The organism is Nocardia sp. NPDC004711, assembly GCF_053601595.1.
Window position 1 is genome coordinate 84,076 of sequence record NZ_JBSGCB010000039.1, and the last position, 15,395, is coordinate 99,470.

16 protein-coding genes are annotated in these 15,395 nt (G+C 69.7%); 4 read left to right on the top strand and 12 right to left on the bottom strand.

Translation table 11 applies throughout. The features are described 5' to 3' along the window. The first annotated feature begins 252 nt into the window (after positions 1 to 252). Positions 253 to 891: a DUF4232 domain-containing protein gene (locus ACWEKS_RS33260; RefSeq protein ID WP_452343756.1), complete on the top strand. Its 639-nt coding sequence runs from the start codon at positions 253 to 255 to the stop codon at positions 889 to 891. A gap of 86 nt (positions 892 to 977) precedes the next feature. Here ACWEKS_RS33260 and ACWEKS_RS33265 read toward each other — a convergent pair whose 3' ends face one another. Continuing rightward, positions 978 to 1,256 carry a winged helix-turn-helix transcriptional regulator gene (locus ACWEKS_RS33265; protein ID WP_452343757.1) on the bottom strand — a complete coding sequence of 93 codons (279 nt, stop codon included), beginning with the start codon at positions 1,254 to 1,256 and terminating at the stop codon, positions 978 to 980. Between the two features lie 131 nt (positions 1,257 to 1,387). On the opposite strand from ACWEKS_RS33265, the gene ACWEKS_RS33270 reads away from it, so the two are divergent. Continuing rightward, positions 1,388 to 1,960 carry a carboxymuconolactone decarboxylase family protein gene (locus tag ACWEKS_RS33270; RefSeq protein WP_452343758.1) on the top strand — a complete coding sequence of 191 codons (573 nt, stop codon included), beginning with the start codon at positions 1,388 to 1,390 and terminating at the stop codon, positions 1,958 to 1,960. Positions 1,961 to 1,978: 18 nt separating this feature from the next. Here ACWEKS_RS33270 and ACWEKS_RS33275 read toward each other — a convergent pair whose 3' ends face one another. The 4 genes from ACWEKS_RS33275 to ACWEKS_RS33290 form a co-directional block, all read right to left on the bottom strand. Beyond that, positions 1,979 to 2,911 carry a 3-methyladenine DNA glycosylase gene (locus tag ACWEKS_RS33275; protein ID WP_452343773.1) on the bottom strand — a complete coding sequence of 311 codons (933 nt, stop codon included), beginning with the start codon at positions 2,909 to 2,911 and terminating at the stop codon, positions 1,979 to 1,981. Further along, positions 2,911 to 3,975 (bottom strand): hemolysin family protein, encoded by a 1,065-nt coding sequence (locus tag ACWEKS_RS33280; protein ID WP_452343759.1) that lies wholly within the window; start codon positions 3,973 to 3,975, stop codon positions 2,911 to 2,913. Before ACWEKS_RS33280 ends, ACWEKS_RS33275 begins: the two co-directional genes overlap by 1 nt. Further along, the gene (locus tag ACWEKS_RS33285; RefSeq protein ID WP_452343774.1) at positions 3,968 to 5,344 is read right to left on the bottom strand and encodes a hemolysin family protein; all 1,377 of its coding nucleotides are present in this window, start codon (positions 5,342 to 5,344) and stop codon (positions 3,968 to 3,970) included. Before ACWEKS_RS33285 ends, ACWEKS_RS33280 begins: the two co-directional genes overlap by 8 nt. A gap of 338 nt (positions 5,345 to 5,682) precedes the next feature. Then, entirely contained in the window at positions 5,683 to 7,119 is a 1,437-nt protein-coding gene (locus ACWEKS_RS33290; protein ID WP_452343760.1) for a GuaB1 family IMP dehydrogenase-related protein, read from the bottom strand. 95 nt (positions 7,120 to 7,214) lie between these two features. On the opposite strand from ACWEKS_RS33290, the gene ACWEKS_RS33295 reads away from it, so the two are divergent. Continuing rightward, a complete protein-coding gene (locus ACWEKS_RS33295; protein ID WP_452343761.1) occupies positions 7,215 to 7,655 on the top strand; it encodes a nuclear transport factor 2 family protein in 441 nt (146 codons plus the stop codon). Between the two features lie 8 nt (positions 7,656 to 7,663). Here the strand turns inward: ACWEKS_RS33295 and ACWEKS_RS33300 are convergent, their stop codons facing one another. From ACWEKS_RS33300 to ACWEKS_RS33330, 7 genes are all read right to left on the bottom strand, one after another. Further along, positions 7,664 to 8,047, bottom strand: a complete 384-nt coding sequence (locus tag ACWEKS_RS33300; protein WP_452343762.1) for a hypothetical protein — start codon at positions 8,045 to 8,047, stop codon at positions 7,664 to 7,666. Positions 8,048 to 8,262: 215 nt separating this feature from the next. Further along, on the bottom strand, positions 8,263 to 9,966 hold the full coding sequence (locus ACWEKS_RS33305; protein ID WP_452343763.1) for a DEAD/DEAH box helicase: 1,704 nt from the start codon (positions 9,964 to 9,966) through the stop codon (positions 8,263 to 8,265). Continuing rightward, positions 9,959 to 10,900 (bottom strand): M48 family metalloprotease, encoded by a 942-nt coding sequence (locus ACWEKS_RS33310; protein WP_452343764.1) that lies wholly within the window; start codon positions 10,898 to 10,900, stop codon positions 9,959 to 9,961. Before ACWEKS_RS33310 ends, ACWEKS_RS33305 begins: the two co-directional genes overlap by 8 nt. 43 nt (positions 10,901 to 10,943) lie before the next feature. After that, the gene (locus ACWEKS_RS33315; RefSeq protein ID WP_354831823.1) at positions 10,944 to 11,345 is read right to left on the bottom strand and encodes a BlaI/MecI/CopY family transcriptional regulator; all 402 of its coding nucleotides are present in this window, start codon (positions 11,343 to 11,345) and stop codon (positions 10,944 to 10,946) included. 78 nt (positions 11,346 to 11,423) lie between these two features. Then, on the bottom strand, positions 11,424 to 12,251 hold the full coding sequence (locus tag ACWEKS_RS33320; protein ID WP_452343765.1) for an ABC transporter ATP-binding protein: 828 nt from the start codon (positions 12,249 to 12,251) through the stop codon (positions 11,424 to 11,426). Continuing rightward, entirely contained in the window at positions 12,248 to 13,363 is a 1,116-nt protein-coding gene (locus ACWEKS_RS33325) for a FecCD family ABC transporter permease (RefSeq protein WP_452343766.1), read from the bottom strand. The genes ACWEKS_RS33320 and ACWEKS_RS33325 overlap by 4 nt, the downstream gene beginning before the upstream one ends. A gap of 53 nt (positions 13,364 to 13,416) precedes the next feature. Next, positions 13,417 to 14,454: a FecCD family ABC transporter permease gene (locus ACWEKS_RS33330; protein WP_452343767.1), complete on the bottom strand. Its 1,038-nt coding sequence runs from the start codon at positions 14,452 to 14,454 to the stop codon at positions 13,417 to 13,419. A gap of 115 nt (positions 14,455 to 14,569) precedes the next feature. On the opposite strand from ACWEKS_RS33330, the gene ACWEKS_RS33335 reads away from it, so the two are divergent. Next, a complete protein-coding gene (locus ACWEKS_RS33335) occupies positions 14,570 to 15,274 on the top strand; it encodes a hypothetical protein (protein WP_452343768.1) in 705 nt (234 codons plus the stop codon). Positions 15,275 to 15,395 lie beyond the last annotated feature (121 nt).

A 15,395-nucleotide genomic window follows, 5' to 3' on the forward strand; every position in this document is an offset into this window, starting at 1 on the left:
TTCTTCCGAAATGTCCGTATCGTGACCGGTGGCACAGACAGCTATGCAATGTGGTCACCATTACGTCTCGAAACGCTAACGCATAAACTGACTGTCCGGTAGGGCGAGTCACAAATAAGTGTCTGTGACACTATCGGTCAATGGGGCTGATCGTCTCGGGTGCCGGGCCAAATCCCTTGCTGCAGTGCGTAACAGACCCGGTCGGCCCGTCGATTTCGGAAACATCCGATGATCGAAGGGGATAGGTGACTCATGCGCACAACAGGATTCACGGCACTACTGGCGTGCGCCGTACTGGCAGCCGCCACCGGCTGCTCGAGCTCCCCGTCCTCCACTCCATCCGCCGCGCCGACCACCTCCGCGCTCACCACGGGCGGCACCCCGTCCGGTGGCAACCAGGGCGGCGGCAATCCCGGCGGCGGCCCGGCCACCGGCACTCCCGCCTCCACGGCCGCGCAACCCACCGACACCCCCATCCCCGCCTGCGCCTCCGGCCAGGTCGACGTCACTGCGAAGAGCATGGGCGCCGCCATGAGCCACAACGGCATAACCCTCACCTTCGCCATCGCCAACCCGTCTCAGGCCTGCACCCTCACCGGCTACCCCGGCCTGGACGAAATCACCGACACCGGCACCGTCATCCACGCCGAGCGCACCCCCAACGGCTACATCGGCGGCCTCCCCGCCGGCACCGACACCCCACCCACCGTGGTGGTCAAATCCGGCCACCCCGCCCACGCCATCGCCGAGGGCACCTCCTGCGGCCCCTACAGCAAACCCGACCCCAAAGTCGTCAAAACCGAAGTAACCGCCCCCAACTCAATCGACACCCGCGTAATCGACACCGCCGTCTACACCTGCACCCTCGAGATCCACCCCGTCACCGAGTAACGCGTTGGCTGCCACTGCCTTCGCTCGGTGCTCACGATGATCGCGAACAGGGCAGTCGAGGTGCCGATGGTCGTGGTCTCTGCGAGTCAGTCTGTGCTGGAATGGGTTTCGGCCCAAGTGATGGCCCAGGCGTCGAGTGGGCCGAGTGCGCCGCGCAGCGCGGCGCCCAGTGGAGTCAGCGCGTACCCGTCTTCGTCTGCGTGCAGCACCCCGGCCTCCGTGAGTTCCCTCAGCCGTTGATACAGCACGCTGGACGACAGTCCCTCGCATCGAGCGAGTAGACCTCGCGCTCCGACCGGGCCGTCACGAAGTTCCCAGATGATGCGCAGGGTCCACCGCCGTCCGAGCAGGTCGAGGGCCGCCATCAGCGGACGTCCCGTCGATGAACCGCGTACCGGTCTTCCGGGCCGTGGGACTCCCATCGCACTCCTTGTGTTTCGAATATCGAAACACAAGCATCCGGGGTGTTTCTATTTCCGAAACATGGGAGTTGGACATGTCCAGGATCGAACCTCTCGAGCCGCCGTACGCCGAGGAAACCGGCTCACTGCTGGCCCGAATGATGCCCGGCGGCGCGGCCCCGATCGGTCTGTTCCGGCTCTTCGTCAAGAACCTGCCCATGGCCACCGCAATGCACGGCTGGGGAGGCTATGAACTGAGCAAGGAGCTGTCACTGAACCTGCGCGAACGCGAGATCGTCATCGACCGGACCACTGCCCGCTGCGGTTGTGAGTACGAGTGGGGTGTACACCTCGCGGTCTTCGCCGGGCGTGCCGGGCTCACCACGGAACAGCAGATCTCGCTCACCCACGGCGAGCCCGACGATCCTTGCTGGACAGTGGAATCCGAACGCCTGCTGATCCGCGCGGTCGACTCCTTGCACGGCGAGGGCGATATCGATGACGGCCTGTGGGGCGCGCTGGCGAAGGAGTTCGACGAGCGGCAGTTGCTGGATCTGGTGCTGCTGTGCGGCTGGTACCACGCGATCAGCTTCGTCGCGCGTGTGACCAGATTGCCGAACGAGCCCGGTACGCCGAACTTCGCCGATCTGGCGGCGACTACGGAATAGACCCACCGCCCCTCCGCTTTACGGCGCGGGCGTGATCACCCCGGTCAGCAGCGCTCGGCAGGCATCGAGCAGGCGGGTGCGGAGGACTTCCGCGCGGGTGGCGATGTCGGCTTGGGCGCGGACGTATTCGGCTCGGCCGGTGGGGGTTTCGATGCAGATGGGGGTGTAGCCGTAGGAGAGGAGGTCGTAGGGGCTGGCCTTCATGTCGAGTTCGCGGGCGGCGCAGGCCAATTCGAAGGCCTCGAAGAGGAGGTCGGAGGAGATCAGGGGGGTGAGTTTGAAGCCCCACTTGTAGATGTCCATGTTGGCGTGGAGGCAGCCGGGTTGTTCGCGGTCTATTTGCAGGTCGCGGGTGAGGGGTTCGGCATTGCGGGGGGCCGCTTCGGGGGTGAAGAAGCGGAAGGCGTCGAAGTGGGTGCAGCGCAGCTGCATGGAGTCGACTACGGCGTCGGTGCCTTCGGAGCCCAGGCGGAGAGGGACCTGCTGGTGGCGGACGTCGTCGGTGCGGTAGACCATGGCCCACTCGTGGAGGCCGAAGCAGGACAGCTGGGCGGGGCGGGTGGCGGTGGCCGAGAGCAGGCGGGCGACGAATTCGAGGGTGTCGCGGCGCTTTTCGAGGAAGGCCGGGTCGGCGGTCCAGCCGGAGGAGGGGACACCGTCGGCGGGAGGGGGCGAGACCTGGTGGTAGCCGCGGGAACCCGCGTAGTCGCCGGCATCGGCGAGGACCACGCCGAAGCCGGGGTGCCAGCGTCTGAGCTGGGCGGGCTTGTGGCCGTAGTAGGTGAACAGGAAATCGATCACCGGGTGTTTCGAACCGACCGCCCGGCGTTCGAGGTACGGGCCGACCAGGGCGTCGACGCGGTCGCGGTGGGCGGCCGCCCGGCCCCGCCAAGCGGGGCCGGACAGCCATTCGGGTCCGGGTGACACGGTGGAATCGGTGCGCGCGTTCATCATTCGGCGAGGCGGTGGGTGGCGTCGCGGACGGTGCCCACGAACTCCTCCACCAGATCTTCGAGGGCCACGATGCCGACCGTATTGCCGCGACTGTCGACCACGCGGCCCAGATGCGAGTTGGTGCGGCGCAGGCGGGCCAGCGCCTCGAACAGAGTCGTGCCCATGCTGACGGTGGGCAGCGGGCGGATATCGGTGCGGGGGATGGGGGTGCCCGGGCCCGCACTGTCGTCGGCGGTCAGATCGAGCACGTCCTTGACGTGCAGGTAGCCGACCAGGGAACCGTCGTCCGCGCGCACCGGGTACCGGGAGAATCCCGTTTCGGCGACGGCGGATTCGATATCGCCCAGCGTGGTCCCGTCCCCGCGCAGCGGCACCGAGCGGGTCTCGGCCAGCGTCACCATCACATCGGCGACGATCCGGTCGCTCGAGCCCAGCGCCTGGGTGAGGCGGCGGTGCTCCTCCTCGTCCAGCAGACCCTCCGAACGCGACTCGCCGAACATCTCGGCCAGCTCCACCGACGACACCGTGGAATCCAGCTCGTCCTTTGGCTCGATCCGCAGGGCGCGCAGGGTGATATTGGCCGCGAAGTTGTAGATCGCGATCAACGGCTTCGCCAGCCGCAGCCACATCAGATGCAGCGGGACCAGCAGCAGTGCCGACCGTTCCGGCCCCGCGAGCGCGATGTTCTTCGGAATCATCTCGCCCAGCAGAATGTGCAGGATCACCACGATGGTCAGCGCCAGCGCGAACGAGATCGGATGCAGCAGCGAATCCGGCACGCCCACCAGATCGAACGGCTTCTCCAGCAGATGCGCCACCGCCGGCTCACCCACGCGACCCAGCAGGATCGAGCAGATGGTGATGCCCAGCTGCGCGGCCGCCAGCATCATCGACAGGTTCTGACCCGCCTCGATCACCGTGTTGGCGCTTCGCTTGCCCTGCGCGGCAAGCGCTTCCAGCCGGTCGCGGCGGGCGGAGATGAGCGCGAACTCCGCACCCACGAAGAACGCGTTGCCCAGCAGCAGCACCAGCGTGAGCAGGACGGCGTACAGGTCACCCATGGCTGTGCTCCCAGGTCGCGAGGGCCTCGGCGTCGACGGGCCGGATCAGGACGCGGTCGATGCGCCGGCCGTCCATCCGCTCCACCCGGGCGATCCAGCCGCCCTTGGTGTGCGGCTGCTCCAGCTGGTGGTTGCCCGGGTGCGGCAGCAGCACCTCGTCGCCGGTCTCGGGGATCCGGCCCAAACGGGTCAGCACCAGGCCGCCGATGGTCTCGTACTCACCCTCGGGCGCGTCGTAACCGGTGGTGCGGGAGACCTCGTCGATGCGCAGCAGGCCCGAGCAGTTCCAGCCGTTCGGGGTGCGGCGCACGTCGAGCTCCTCCTCGTCGTGCTCGTCGCGTACGTCGCCGAGGATCTCCTCGATCAGGTCCTCCATGGTGACGATGCCGGCGGTGCCGCCGTACTCGTCGACCACCAGCGCCACCTGCATGCCGTCCCGGCGCACCCGGTCGAGCACCTCGTCACCATCGAGGCTGGCGGGCACGATCGGCACCGGCTGGGCGATCGTCTTCAGCTTGATGCTGCGGCGATCCCTGGCCGGATGCACGAAGGTCTGCTTCACGTGCACGAAGCCCAGGGTGTTGTCCAGGTCGCCGTCGATGACCGGAAAGCGGGAGTAACCGGTCTCGCGGGCGGCGTCGACCAGATCGGCGAGAGTGCAGTCCTGATCAAGGGATTCGATCGTCATCCGCGGCGTCATCAGCTCCTCCGCGGTGCGCTCACCGAACTGCAGCGAGCGGTCCACCACCTGCGCGGTGCGCTGATCCAGCACCCCGTGCAGCGCGGAAGTCCGCACCAGCGAACCCAATTCCTGCGGCGAGCGCGCCGAACGGAGTTCCTCCGCGGGCTCCACGCCCAGCCGGCGCACCGCCCAGTTGGCGGCCCCGTTCAGGAAATTGATCATCCACTTGAACACGGTGGAGAACGCGATCATCGGCCCGGCGGTCAGCCGTGCCATGGACAGCGGGTTGGCGATGGCGATGTTCTTGGGCACCAGCTCGCCGTAGATCATGGACAGCGAGGTCGCGATGAGCAGTGCCAGCGCCAGCGAAATGCCCTGTGCGGTACCGGCGCTCACCCCGAACGAGCGGAACATCGGCTCCAGCAGCCGCGCCAGCACGGGCTCGGCGATATAACCGGTGATCAGCGTGGTGATGGTGATGCCCAGCTGGGCGCCCGACAACTGGAACGAGAGTGTGCGATGCGCCTGCCGCACCTGCCGGGCCCGGCGGTCGCCGTCGCGGGCGTGTGCCTCCACGGTGGAGCGTTCCAGGGCGGTGAGCGAGAATTCGGCAGCGACGAACAGTGCCGTGCCGGCGGTCAGAGCGATGAATCCGAGCAGACTGAGAACGGTGAGCAGGACCGACACGGTCAGCACCACCTGGCCGTTTCCGAAGCCGGTATTGCGGGGAAGCCGGGTTCGTCACCCGGCTCGGTAGAGGAGCCCTCCTGTGAAGCGCCCTTGGACGCGGGTGACAACTTGTTCCTTTCGCAGGGGTTACTGGCGGAGATACGCCACGGATACCCATTTCTTGGGTCCGGTCAGGCCATGCTACCGGGCGGCTTCCGTGGTTTCCGCACAGCGGTGCCGTATCACATCCGGCGGCGGCCCCGCATCGCCGCAGGGCCGGGCTCCGCACACGCGAAACCCGGCGGGTCCGAGAGGGACCCGCCGGGTTCGGGATGTGCAGTACTACCCGGTGGTGATCACCAACCGGAGGGCAGCGGCCGGCCCTCGGCGAAACCGGCGGCCGACTGCACGCCCAGTACGGCGCGCTCGTGGAACTCGCCGATGGTGCGGGCGCCGGCGTAGGTGCAGGAGCTGCGCACGCCGGAGGTGATGTGGTCGATCAGGTCCTCGACGCCCGGGCGCTCGGGATCCAGGCGCATGCGCGAGGAGGAGATGCCCTCCTCGAACAGCGCCTTGCGGGCCCGGTCGAACGCCGAGTCGGTGGCGGTGCGGGCGGCCACGGCACGCTTGGAGGCCATGCCGAAGGACTCCTTGTACCGGTTGCCGTCGCGGTCGACGCGCAGGTCGCCGGGCGACTCGTAGGTGCCCGCGAACCAGGAGCCGATCATCACGTTGGCCGCGCCGGCCGCGAGGGCCAGGGCCACGTCGCGCGGGTGGCGCACGCCGCCGTCGGCCCACACGTGCTTGCCGAATTCCTGGGCGGCCGCGGCACATTCGGCCACCGCCGAGAACTGCGGGCGGCCCACCCCGGTCATCATGCGGGTGGTGCACATGGCGCCGGGGCCCACACCGACCTTGATGATGTCCGCGCCGGCCGCGATCAGATCGCGGGTGCCGTCGGCGGAGACCACATTGCCCGCGACCAGCGGCACGCCCAGACCCAGCGCGGCCACCGAGGCCAGCGCCTCCAGCATCTTCTGCTGGTGGCCGTGCGCGGTGTCCATGACCAGGACATCGGCGCCCGCGTCGACCAGGGCCTTGGCCTTGGCCGGGATGTCGCCGTTGATGCCGACGGCGGCCGCGATGCGCAGCCGGCCATTGGCGTCGGTGGCCGGGGTGTAGATGCCGGTGCGGATGGCGCCGGTCCGGGTCATCACGCCGGCGAGGGTGCCGTCGGCATGGACCAGCACGGCCAGGTGGGCGTGCTCGGCCTCGAGCAGATCGAAGATGTCGCGCGGCGAGGAGTCGGCCGGGGCGCTGACGAAATTGGCGTCGGCGACCACGCTCAGGCGGGCGAAGCGGTCCACGTCGGCGCAGGCGGCCTCGGTGACCACACCGACCGGCTTGCCGTTCTCGACCACCACGACCGCGCCGTGGGCGCGCTTGTGGATCAGGGCCAGCGCGTCGGACACCGACTGGTCGGGATCGAGCACCACGGGGGTGTCGGCGGTGAGCGAGCGGCTCTTGACGAAGGCGATGGTGGCGGCGGCCGCGGGGATCGGAAGATCCTGCGGCAGTACCACGATGCCGCCCCGGCGGGCGACGGTCTCGGCCATGCGGCGGCCGGCGACGGCTGTCATATTGGCGACCACGAGCGGAATGGTCGTGCCGCTCCCATCGGTGGTGGAGAGATCGACATCGAACCGGGACGCCACATCCGTCCGGCGGGGGACGAGGAAGACGTCGTCGTAGGTCAGGTCGTAGGGCGGAGTCTGCCCGGGAAGAAACTGCACGTTGGACCATGGTAGCTGAATGCTGGGAGTTCGCGGTGCGATCGGGCGGGGAAAATGCCAGGCGGGCGCCAGCGGGGTCTCCTATGTTGGCGTCCGTGACCGATCTTGCGGCGCTCGCCGATCGACTGGATGTCAGCGACACCATCACCAAACTCTTCGTCTACTGCGACCAGGCCCGCTGGGCCGACCTGCGCGAGTCGGTACTCGCGGCGGAGGTGTTCTTCGACAACGGCTTCGGCGGACCCGTCGGCCCGCGGCCCGGCGCCGACATCGCCGATGCCTGGGCCACCGGCCTGGGCGCTCTCGACGCCGTCCACCACCAGGCCGGCAATCACCTCGTCGAGATCACCGGCGACACCGCGCTGGCCCACGCCGATGCCATCGCCGTGCACGTGAAGAACGACGCCACCGGCGGCACCACCCGCTGGTTCGTCGGCAGCTATGTCCTCGGCCTGCGGCGGACCGAAAAGGGCTGGCGCATCGACCGTTTCGAATACCAGCTGAAGACCATCGACGGCAATGCCGACCTGCTCTGAGCGGTAGCTCAGGACGCGGTGGGGATGAACAGCGCCTCGAAGGGCGGTTCGCCCACCGCGACGGTCGTGTGACCGCGTCCCTCGGTGTCGGCGGCCAGCACCAGATCGCCCGGTGCGAACCGCCGGCGCTCACCGTCGGAGGTGGTCACCTCGATCACGCCGCGCAGCATGACCACCCACTGCCGGGCCGGGGCCGGATGCGGCGCACTGTCGAAGCCCGCGCTGCGCAGATAGGACACACCCGCGGTCGAGGGCATGCCGCCGACGGCCATGGCGGGCACTCCGATCGCCAGAGTTCGCTCAGCCAAAGGGATTTCGGCGTCGGTGAAGGTCGAACCGCCCTCGTTCGTGGCTTCGATGACGGTGTAGCGCAGGTTCTTTCGTTCGCTCATGGCCCAAATGTTCACCGCCCGGCTGCGAGTTCGCGATTCCCTGCGGGGAATGACGCGGAGGCTGTCCGCTCCCCGTGCCGGGGCATCCAAGTGCCGTTTGCTAATAGATTGCTACGGCCACTTTCGGGCTCGGAGTTATCTCAATCTCGTCCGATTTGCCGGAAAACCCGCTCGATTTCGCGCGCGTGTCGTAGGAACGTCCAAACGTGTCGGCGTCACCGGGACGAGCGTCGGGCCGCGCCCGGCTTGCGCTTCTTGTTGTGCGGCCGGCTCTCGCCCTGCGACCGCTGCCGGAACCGCGCCTGCTCGCGCGGAGCCTCCGCCGCGGGCGCCGGCGGCGCCGAGGGATCCGCTACCGGACGGCCGCTCGGCCGGCGCGCGCCCGTGATCTCGAGCAGCCGCCGATCGCCCGGCCGCACCTCCACGTCGGAGAGCGTCACCGAGGCTCGCTCCGCCAGTCGCGCGGCCTCCTCCCGATCGTCCGGGGTGACGATGGTGACGACCGTGCCCGACGCGCCCGCCCGCGCGGTCCGCCCGGTCCGGTGCAGATAGTCCTTGGGATCCGCGGGCGGATCCACGTGCACGACCAGCGAGACATCGTCGATGTGCAGCCCGCGGGCGGCCACATCGGTGGCGACCAGTACGGGTGCCGTCCCGTCCGCGAACGCCGCGAGCATGCGATTGCGCTGGTTCTGCGCCTTCCCGCCGTGCAGCGCTACCGCGCCGATCCCGATCTCGCGCAGCTTGCGCGCCAGCTTGTCGGCACCGTGCTGGGTGCGCACGAACAGCAGCGTCCGGCCCTGCCGCGCGGCGATCTCGCTGACCACCGCCCGCTTGTCGGACCGCCGGACATGCAGGGCGTAGTGCGCGATATCGGGTCCGGCCGCGACGCTCCCGAGCTCGCTGCCCGAATCCGTGTCTGCCACACCCGCTTCCACCGGCCCCGCCGACGTCGCGGCCGGAAGGGTGCCGATCGCATGGGTCGCCGGTTCCCGCAGGTACTTCCGTACGAGTCCGTCGACCGTCTCGTCGAGGGTCGCCGAGAACAGCAGCTGCTGCGCCTCGCCCGGCACCTTGTTGAGCAGCGCCGTCAGCTGCGGCAGGAAGCCCAGCTCGGCCATATGGTCGGCCTCGTCGACCGTGACGACCCGAATGTCGCCCAGCTGCACCGCTTTCCGCCCGAGCAGATCGGTCAACCGCCCCGGCGTCGCGATGACGACGTCCACCCCGCGTGCCAGCCGCTCCTCCTGCTTCTTGATCGGCAACCCGCCGACCGCCGTGGCCAGCCGCAACCCCAGTGACAGCGCGGGCTCGTCCAACGCGCTCTCGATCTGAATCGCCAGCTCGCGCGTCGGGGCCAGAATCAGCCCGCGCGGCCGCCGCGGCGCACTCGGCGCACCGAACAGCCGCACCAGCATCGGCAGCCCGAACGCGAGCGTCTTCCCCGACCCCGTCGCCGCCCGGCCCAGCACGTCCCGTCCAGCCAGAATGTCCGGAATCACCGCTGCCTGAACAGGAAACGGCTTATCGATTCCGCCCCGCCGCAGCGCCTGCACCAGCACCGGCGGCAGTCCCAGATCCGTGAACCGCACCTCGCCACCCTCGGAACCGACCCTCACGCGCTCGTCCACCGGGCTCGCGGTCCCAGCCGGGTCGCGCTGGTCCCGCCCGCTCTCGCGGGCGCCGGTCCGGAGGAGGGCTTCGGCCGCTCGGTCGGTCGGCGAAGCCTCGGCTGCGGGTGACGAGTCGGTGGCGATGGTTTCCTCCCGGGCTGAAGTGGGTGTCGAAGTCGAAGTGGGGTGGCCGCTGGTCGCGGGCGGTGGCGAAAGGCTCTCGCCCGGGCCGGAATCGGCGGCGGGCATGGCGGATTGCGCCGCGCCCGAGTCGGATTCGGGAGCGGGCAGGTGGGAGTCAGGCACGGCTGACCAGGCGGCTGAGCTCGACCAGCCAGGGGATCGCGACGGCGAGGGTCGGGACGACCAGGATCGCGGCGGCGGCGAAGTAGGCGGCGACGGCGATGCGGAGATCGCCGATCGGACCGGCCAGGCGCTGGATGCGGATCAGGGTGGTGGGGCCGCCGACGGCCATGGCGCCCTGCGGGGCCGGGGAATTGGAGCAGGCCACCAGGGCGCGCGCCAGGGGAGTGGGACCGGTGACCTTGACCGCGGAGTCGTCGGCGAGCAGTTCGATGAGCAGCTTCACCGAGTCCAGCGCGGATTTGGAACGGACCACGCGGGGGAACGCCTCGTGCGCGGCGGTGAAGGCCTCGAGCACCAGATCGTGGCGGGCGCGCAGGTGGGAGCGCTCGTGGCTGACGATGGCGGTGAGTTCCTCGTCGGACAGATTGGTGACGGTGCCCTGGCTGAGGACCACGCGCCGGCGCAGGCCGGGCAGGCAGTAGGCGATCGGCTCGGTGGCGGCCAGTACCCGGATGTCGGCGGATTTCCGATGCACACCGGACTGATCCAGCAGGTCGACCAGCATGCGGTGGTGGGCGCGGCGGCGGCGGGTGTGGATGCCGACCCGGATCACCGACCAGATCAGCCGCGCCCCGACGAGCAGGGTGAGCGCGAACACCAGGACCAGGGCCAGCCACAGCGGCAGACCGAGGGCGTCGATCTCCTTGCTGGGCGTGGTGGTCGGACGGCCGTCGCCGCCCGGGACGAGGAGCCGGGAGGCGATGGCGAGTCCGGAACCGAAGGCGCTCAGCACCGCGGCCAGCGCGATCGCCTGCCACAGTACCAGCGCCGCACGGGGGCTGCGATAGGGCCAGGTGGCACGGCTGAGCAGCGTTGGCACCGGTCCCGCCAATAACAAGGCGAGACCGGCGAAAACCGGCGCTGTCCAGTCCATGTCCTCAGCTCACTGCGTTGTGGGGCTCGGGCCGAGGCTACGGCTATTTGGACTCGGGTTTGTCCTTGCGCGCCACCTCGGTGGCTTCGAGCTTAGCGAGTGCGTCGCGCAATGCGGCAGCCTCGTCCGCGCCGACCTGTTCGACGAAGTGCACCAGCGCGGCGCGGCGACTGCCGACTTCGTCCGCCTGCTGCAGTGCGTCGACCATCAGGCTGGCGACGAGTTCGTCGCGCGTGTGCACCGGCGCGTAGCGGTGCGCACGGTCGTCGCGCTGCTGGACCACCAGATTCTTCTTCGCCAAGCGCTGCAGAACGGTCATCACCGTGGTGTACGCGAGTTCACGACGCTCAGCGAGGGCTTCATGGACCTGCCGGACCGTTTGCGGTTCGTCGGCCGACCACAACTGGTCCATGACCGCTTTCTCGAGTTCACCAAGACCTGCCATCCCACAAGTTTACGGAGACAACGACAGGAATGCGTACTACAGCCCGTCGTAACCGGCGAGTTGCTGGTGTGGTATTGCTCATACCCCGGCATCGGCCGGCATGTCTCCGGATCGGGAGTCGCGCACGTGCCGGGCGCCGATGGGCACGATCATCGGCCGCCCCGACACCGGGTCCTCGAGCACCTCGGCGCGCAGGCCGAACACCGCGCGCAGCAGCTCGGCGTCGATGATGTCGGCGGGGACGCCCTGGGCGACGATGCGGCCGGCGTGCATGACGATGAGGCGGTCGCTGTAGCGGATGGCCAGATTCAGATCGTGCAGGACCATGACCACGGTGCGGCCGAGATCGTCGTGCAGGCGATCGACCAGGTCGAGGACCTCGAGGGAATGGGCGAGGTCGAGGTAGGTGGTCGGCTCGTCGAGCAGCAGGATGTCGGTGCCCTGGGCCAGGGCCATGGAGATCCAGGCGCGCTGGCGCTGGCCACCGGAGAGCTCGTCGAGGGTCCGGCCCGCCAGCTCCGCGATACCGGTCAGTTCCAGCGCGGCGGTCACCTCGGCCTCGTCGTCGGCCGACCACTGCCGCAACCAGGACTGATGCGGATGCCGGCCGCGGGCAACCAGATCCGCGACGGTCAGGCCCTCGGGCGCGACCGGCGTCTGGGGCAGCATGCCGACGATGCGGGCGATGTCCTTGGTCTTCATGGTGGAGATGGCCTTGCCGTCCAGCAGGACTCGGCCCGACCGGGGCCGCAGCAACCGGCCCAGGGAGCGCAGCAGCGTCGACTTGCCACAGCCGTTGGGGCCGATGACGGTGGTGATCAGCCCGGGCTCGATCTGCACCGAGAGCCCGTCGACGATGATCCGCTCGCCGTAGCCGAGGGTGATGTCTTCCGCCGCGAGAGTCACAGTGTCGCCTTCCGGTTGGTCCGAACGAGCAGGTAGAGCAGGAACGGTCCGCCGACGGCCGCGGTGACCACGCCGACCGGCAGCGAGACGGGAAAGACGGTGCGCGCGAGCAGGTCCGCCCCGACCACCGCGATCGCTCCGACCAGCGCCGAAGCGATGACCGGTTCCCCGGGCGTGCGCAGCAGCCGCCGCGCGATCTGCGGCGCGGCCAGCCCCACGAACCCGAGCGGGCCCACCGCCGCGGTTGCCAGCGCGGCGCAACCGACCGCGGCGGCAATCAGAATCGCCTGCTGGGTCTGGATGCGGACGCCGAGGATGCGTGTGGTGTCGGTGCCGAATCGCAGCGCGGCCAGCGTCCGCGCCGACCCGGCCGTGACGAGCAGCGCGACGCCCAGGCCGATCGCGGCGGGCACCAGGGTCGACCAGTCCGCCGCGTTCAGCGACCCGGTGAGCCACTGCTGGGCATGCGCGGCATCGGTGAGCGTGGCCCGCGTCAGCAGCCAGCTCACCACCGACAGCAGCGCCGCGTTCACGCCGATCCCGATGAGCACCAACCGGAATCCCATGACCCCGCTGTCCCCGGTCGTGGTCCGGCCCCAGGCCAGCAGGTAGATCAGCACGGCCGTGAGCAGCCCGCCGGCCAGTGCCGCCGCCGAAACACCCAGCGCCGCGGCCGTACCCGTCCCGACGCCACCCATCCCGACGAGCACCGCGACCGCGCCGCAGCTCGCGCCGGAGGTGATGCCCAGCAGATCCGGGCTGGCCAGCGGATTGTGCAGAATCGACTGTGTCACCGCGCCCGCCAACCCCAGCGCCGCCCCGACCACGATCGCGGTCAGCGCCCTGGGCAGCCGCGAATCCATGATCACGAACCGCTGCGCGCGAGTCCCCCCGCCGCCCAGCACATCCAGCACCCGCCCGAGCGGAATCCGGAACTCGCCCACCGCGATATCCAGCGCGAACAACCCGAGCAGAATCGCTGCCAGCGCAACCACGGTGAGCACCGCGCCGATTCGCAGCACCGCCGAGATTCGACCCACTCGCACCGCAGGTCGAACCGTGCGCACCTTGTCGACGGAACTCGGCGCGGTGTTTCCCCGGGTGTTTGCCATGGGGTGGCTGGGGCTCACTGCGCTGCGGGTGGCATTGGGAGGTGTCGGAAGAGTCACAGGCTCACCAGCTTTCGGCGGCGGACCAGAAGGATGAAGAAGGGTGCGCCCAGGGCGGCGAGGGTGACGCCGGCCTGGAGTTCGCCCGGGCGGGCGATGAGGCGGCCGGCGGTGTCGGCCAGCAGCAGGACCAGGGCGCCGAGCAGGCCCGAAAAGGGGAGTAGCCAGCGGTAATCGGGGCCGGTGAGGGCGCGCGCCAGGTGGGGGACGATCAGGCCGAGGAAGGCGATCGGTCCGACGGCGGCGGTGGCCGCGCCCGCCAGGAGGACGACCGCGGCCAGGCCGAGTGCCCGGCTGCGGGTGACGTTCACGCCGAGACCGCGGGCGACGTCATCGCCGAGGCCGAGCAGGTTGAGGGCGGGGGCGGAGGCCAGGGCCAGGATCGCGCCCAGCGCGAGGAACGGCAGCACCTGACCGAAGGTGGAGGCGTCGTGCCCGGCCACGTCGCCGACCACCCAGTAGCGGTAGGTATTGAGGGCCGTGCCGTCCAGCAGGACAACGATATTGGTCATGGCCTGCAGGAACGCGGTGACCGCCGCGCCGGCGAGGACCAGGCTGAGCGGGCTCGCCCGGCCGCCCCCGAGCGAGGAGACGCCGAACACCACCAGGCCCGCGAGCAGCGCGCCCGCGAAGGCGAACCAGATGTACTGCGCGGGCGTGGTGAGGGCGAGCAGGTGGATGCTCAGCGCGGCCAGGAAGGCCGCGCCCGCATTGATGCCGAGTAATCCGGCGTCCGCCAGCGGGTTTCGGGTGTAGCCCTGGATCAGGGCTCCGGCCATGCCGAGCGCGAGTCCGGCGACCAGGGCGAGTCCTGTTCGCGGAAGGCGTAATTCGCGCACGATCTGGGCGGCCGAGCCGTCCGCGGGACACGAGAGTGGCAGTCCACCAGGGCAAATGAGCGCGTCGTACACGGTCCCGAGGCTCAGATTCCGGGAGCCGAGGGCAATGCTGGCCGCGATGGCACACAGCAGCAGGGCGGCGAGAACGAGAAGTCCGGACAGACGTCGCCGTCTGGTGGTGACTACGGCGGGCACGGTGACGAACTACTCCTGACGCGTTCATTGCTTCGATAAGTCTGGTAAGCCTAACCTATCTTCCCGTGCTCATTGCCCCTGCATTGGCCGAATAGTCGATGAATGAGGAGGTTCGATGCTCGAACCCGTAACCGTGTGTCCGCCGCGCGATTCCCGGCTCGCCTTCGGGACGGCCTGTTCCCGCCTGCGCGCCCTGCAACCCGAACACCCGCGCGTCTACGCCGTCGCCGCCATGGCCGACCAGGGCAAACGCCGCTGGTGGCGGCTCGCCGACGGCATCCGCGAGGGGCGGATCGAGATGATGTACCGGCGGCACGCGGCCGAGATGAGCAATGCCGACATCGCGGCCGAGGTGGTGGCCACGGCGCTCATCCACGCGGTGATCGGCCGGGTGATGGCCATTGTGGTGTCCGAGGGCCGAGCCTGGGATCCGGGCCTGGAGAACCTGTGGATCCACACCGACAACGACGGCGGTATCGACTGGGCGGGCCTGTCCGACACCACGATCCGCGTGATCGACGGCGACCTCCTCACCGGCGAGGACGGCGTCGTGGCCCTGCCCTGTGAGCCGGCGCTCTACGTCTGGCTCGCCCACCGCTGCCTGCCGGCCCTGTCCCTGGTCCAGGAGGCGATGGCGCATTGCTCGGGTCTGGGCGTCCGCCGCTTCTGGGGCCTGGTCGCGGAATCCGTTGTGGGCGCGGCGACCTACGTGCCCGCGCTGTCGCGCACCTCGTCCTCGGAGGGCGCGCGCCGCGGCCAGGCCATGCTCGCCGTGCTGGAGGACCGCGGTCTACCGGTCCGCCGGGCCTGCATCAGGTAGGCCCGACCCGCACCTGGCGTCGGGCGGGGGGGGGGCGGGGGCGGGGGGGGGCGGGGGCGGGGCGCGGGACCCGCCCCCCCGCGGGGGGGGGGCCCCGGCGGAGAAAGGGGGGGGTGGGGAG

What these genes read in the sequence shown, in the direction of transcription:
- ACWEKS_RS33260 (WP_452343756.1), top strand. Translation starts at nt 253, where the DNA reads ATGCGCACAACAGGATTCACGGCACTACTGGCGTGCGCCGTACTGGCA.
- ACWEKS_RS33265 (WP_452343757.1), bottom strand. Translation starts at nt 1,256, where the DNA reads ATGGCGGCCCTCGACCTGCTCGGACGGCGGTGGACCCTGCGCATCATC.
- ACWEKS_RS33270 (WP_452343758.1), top strand. Translation starts at nt 1,388, where the DNA reads ATGTCCAGGATCGAACCTCTCGAGCCGCCGTACGCCGAGGAAACCGGC.
- ACWEKS_RS33275 (WP_452343773.1), bottom strand. Translation starts at nt 2,911, where the DNA reads ATGAACGCGCGCACCGATTCCACCGTGTCACCCGGACCCGAATGGCTG.
- ACWEKS_RS33280 (WP_452343759.1), bottom strand. Translation starts at nt 3,975, where the DNA reads ATGGGTGACCTGTACGCCGTCCTGCTCACGCTGGTGCTGCTGCTGGGC.
- ACWEKS_RS33300 (WP_452343762.1), bottom strand. Translation starts at nt 8,047, where the DNA reads ATGAGCGAACGAAAGAACCTGCGCTACACCGTCATCGAAGCCACGAAC.
- ACWEKS_RS33310 (WP_452343764.1), bottom strand. Translation starts at nt 10,900, where the DNA reads ATGGACTGGACAGCGCCGGTTTTCGCCGGTCTCGCCTTGTTATTGGCG.
- ACWEKS_RS33315 (WP_354831823.1), bottom strand. Translation starts at nt 11,345, where the DNA reads ATGGCAGGTCTTGGTGAACTCGAGAAAGCGGTCATGGACCAGTTGTGG.
- ACWEKS_RS33325 (WP_452343766.1), bottom strand. Translation starts at nt 13,363, where the DNA reads ATGGCAAACACCCGGGGAAACACCGCGCCGAGTTCCGTCGACAAGGTG.
- ACWEKS_RS33335 (WP_452343768.1), top strand. Translation starts at nt 14,570, where the DNA reads ATGCTCGAACCCGTAACCGTGTGTCCGCCGCGCGATTCCCGGCTCGCC.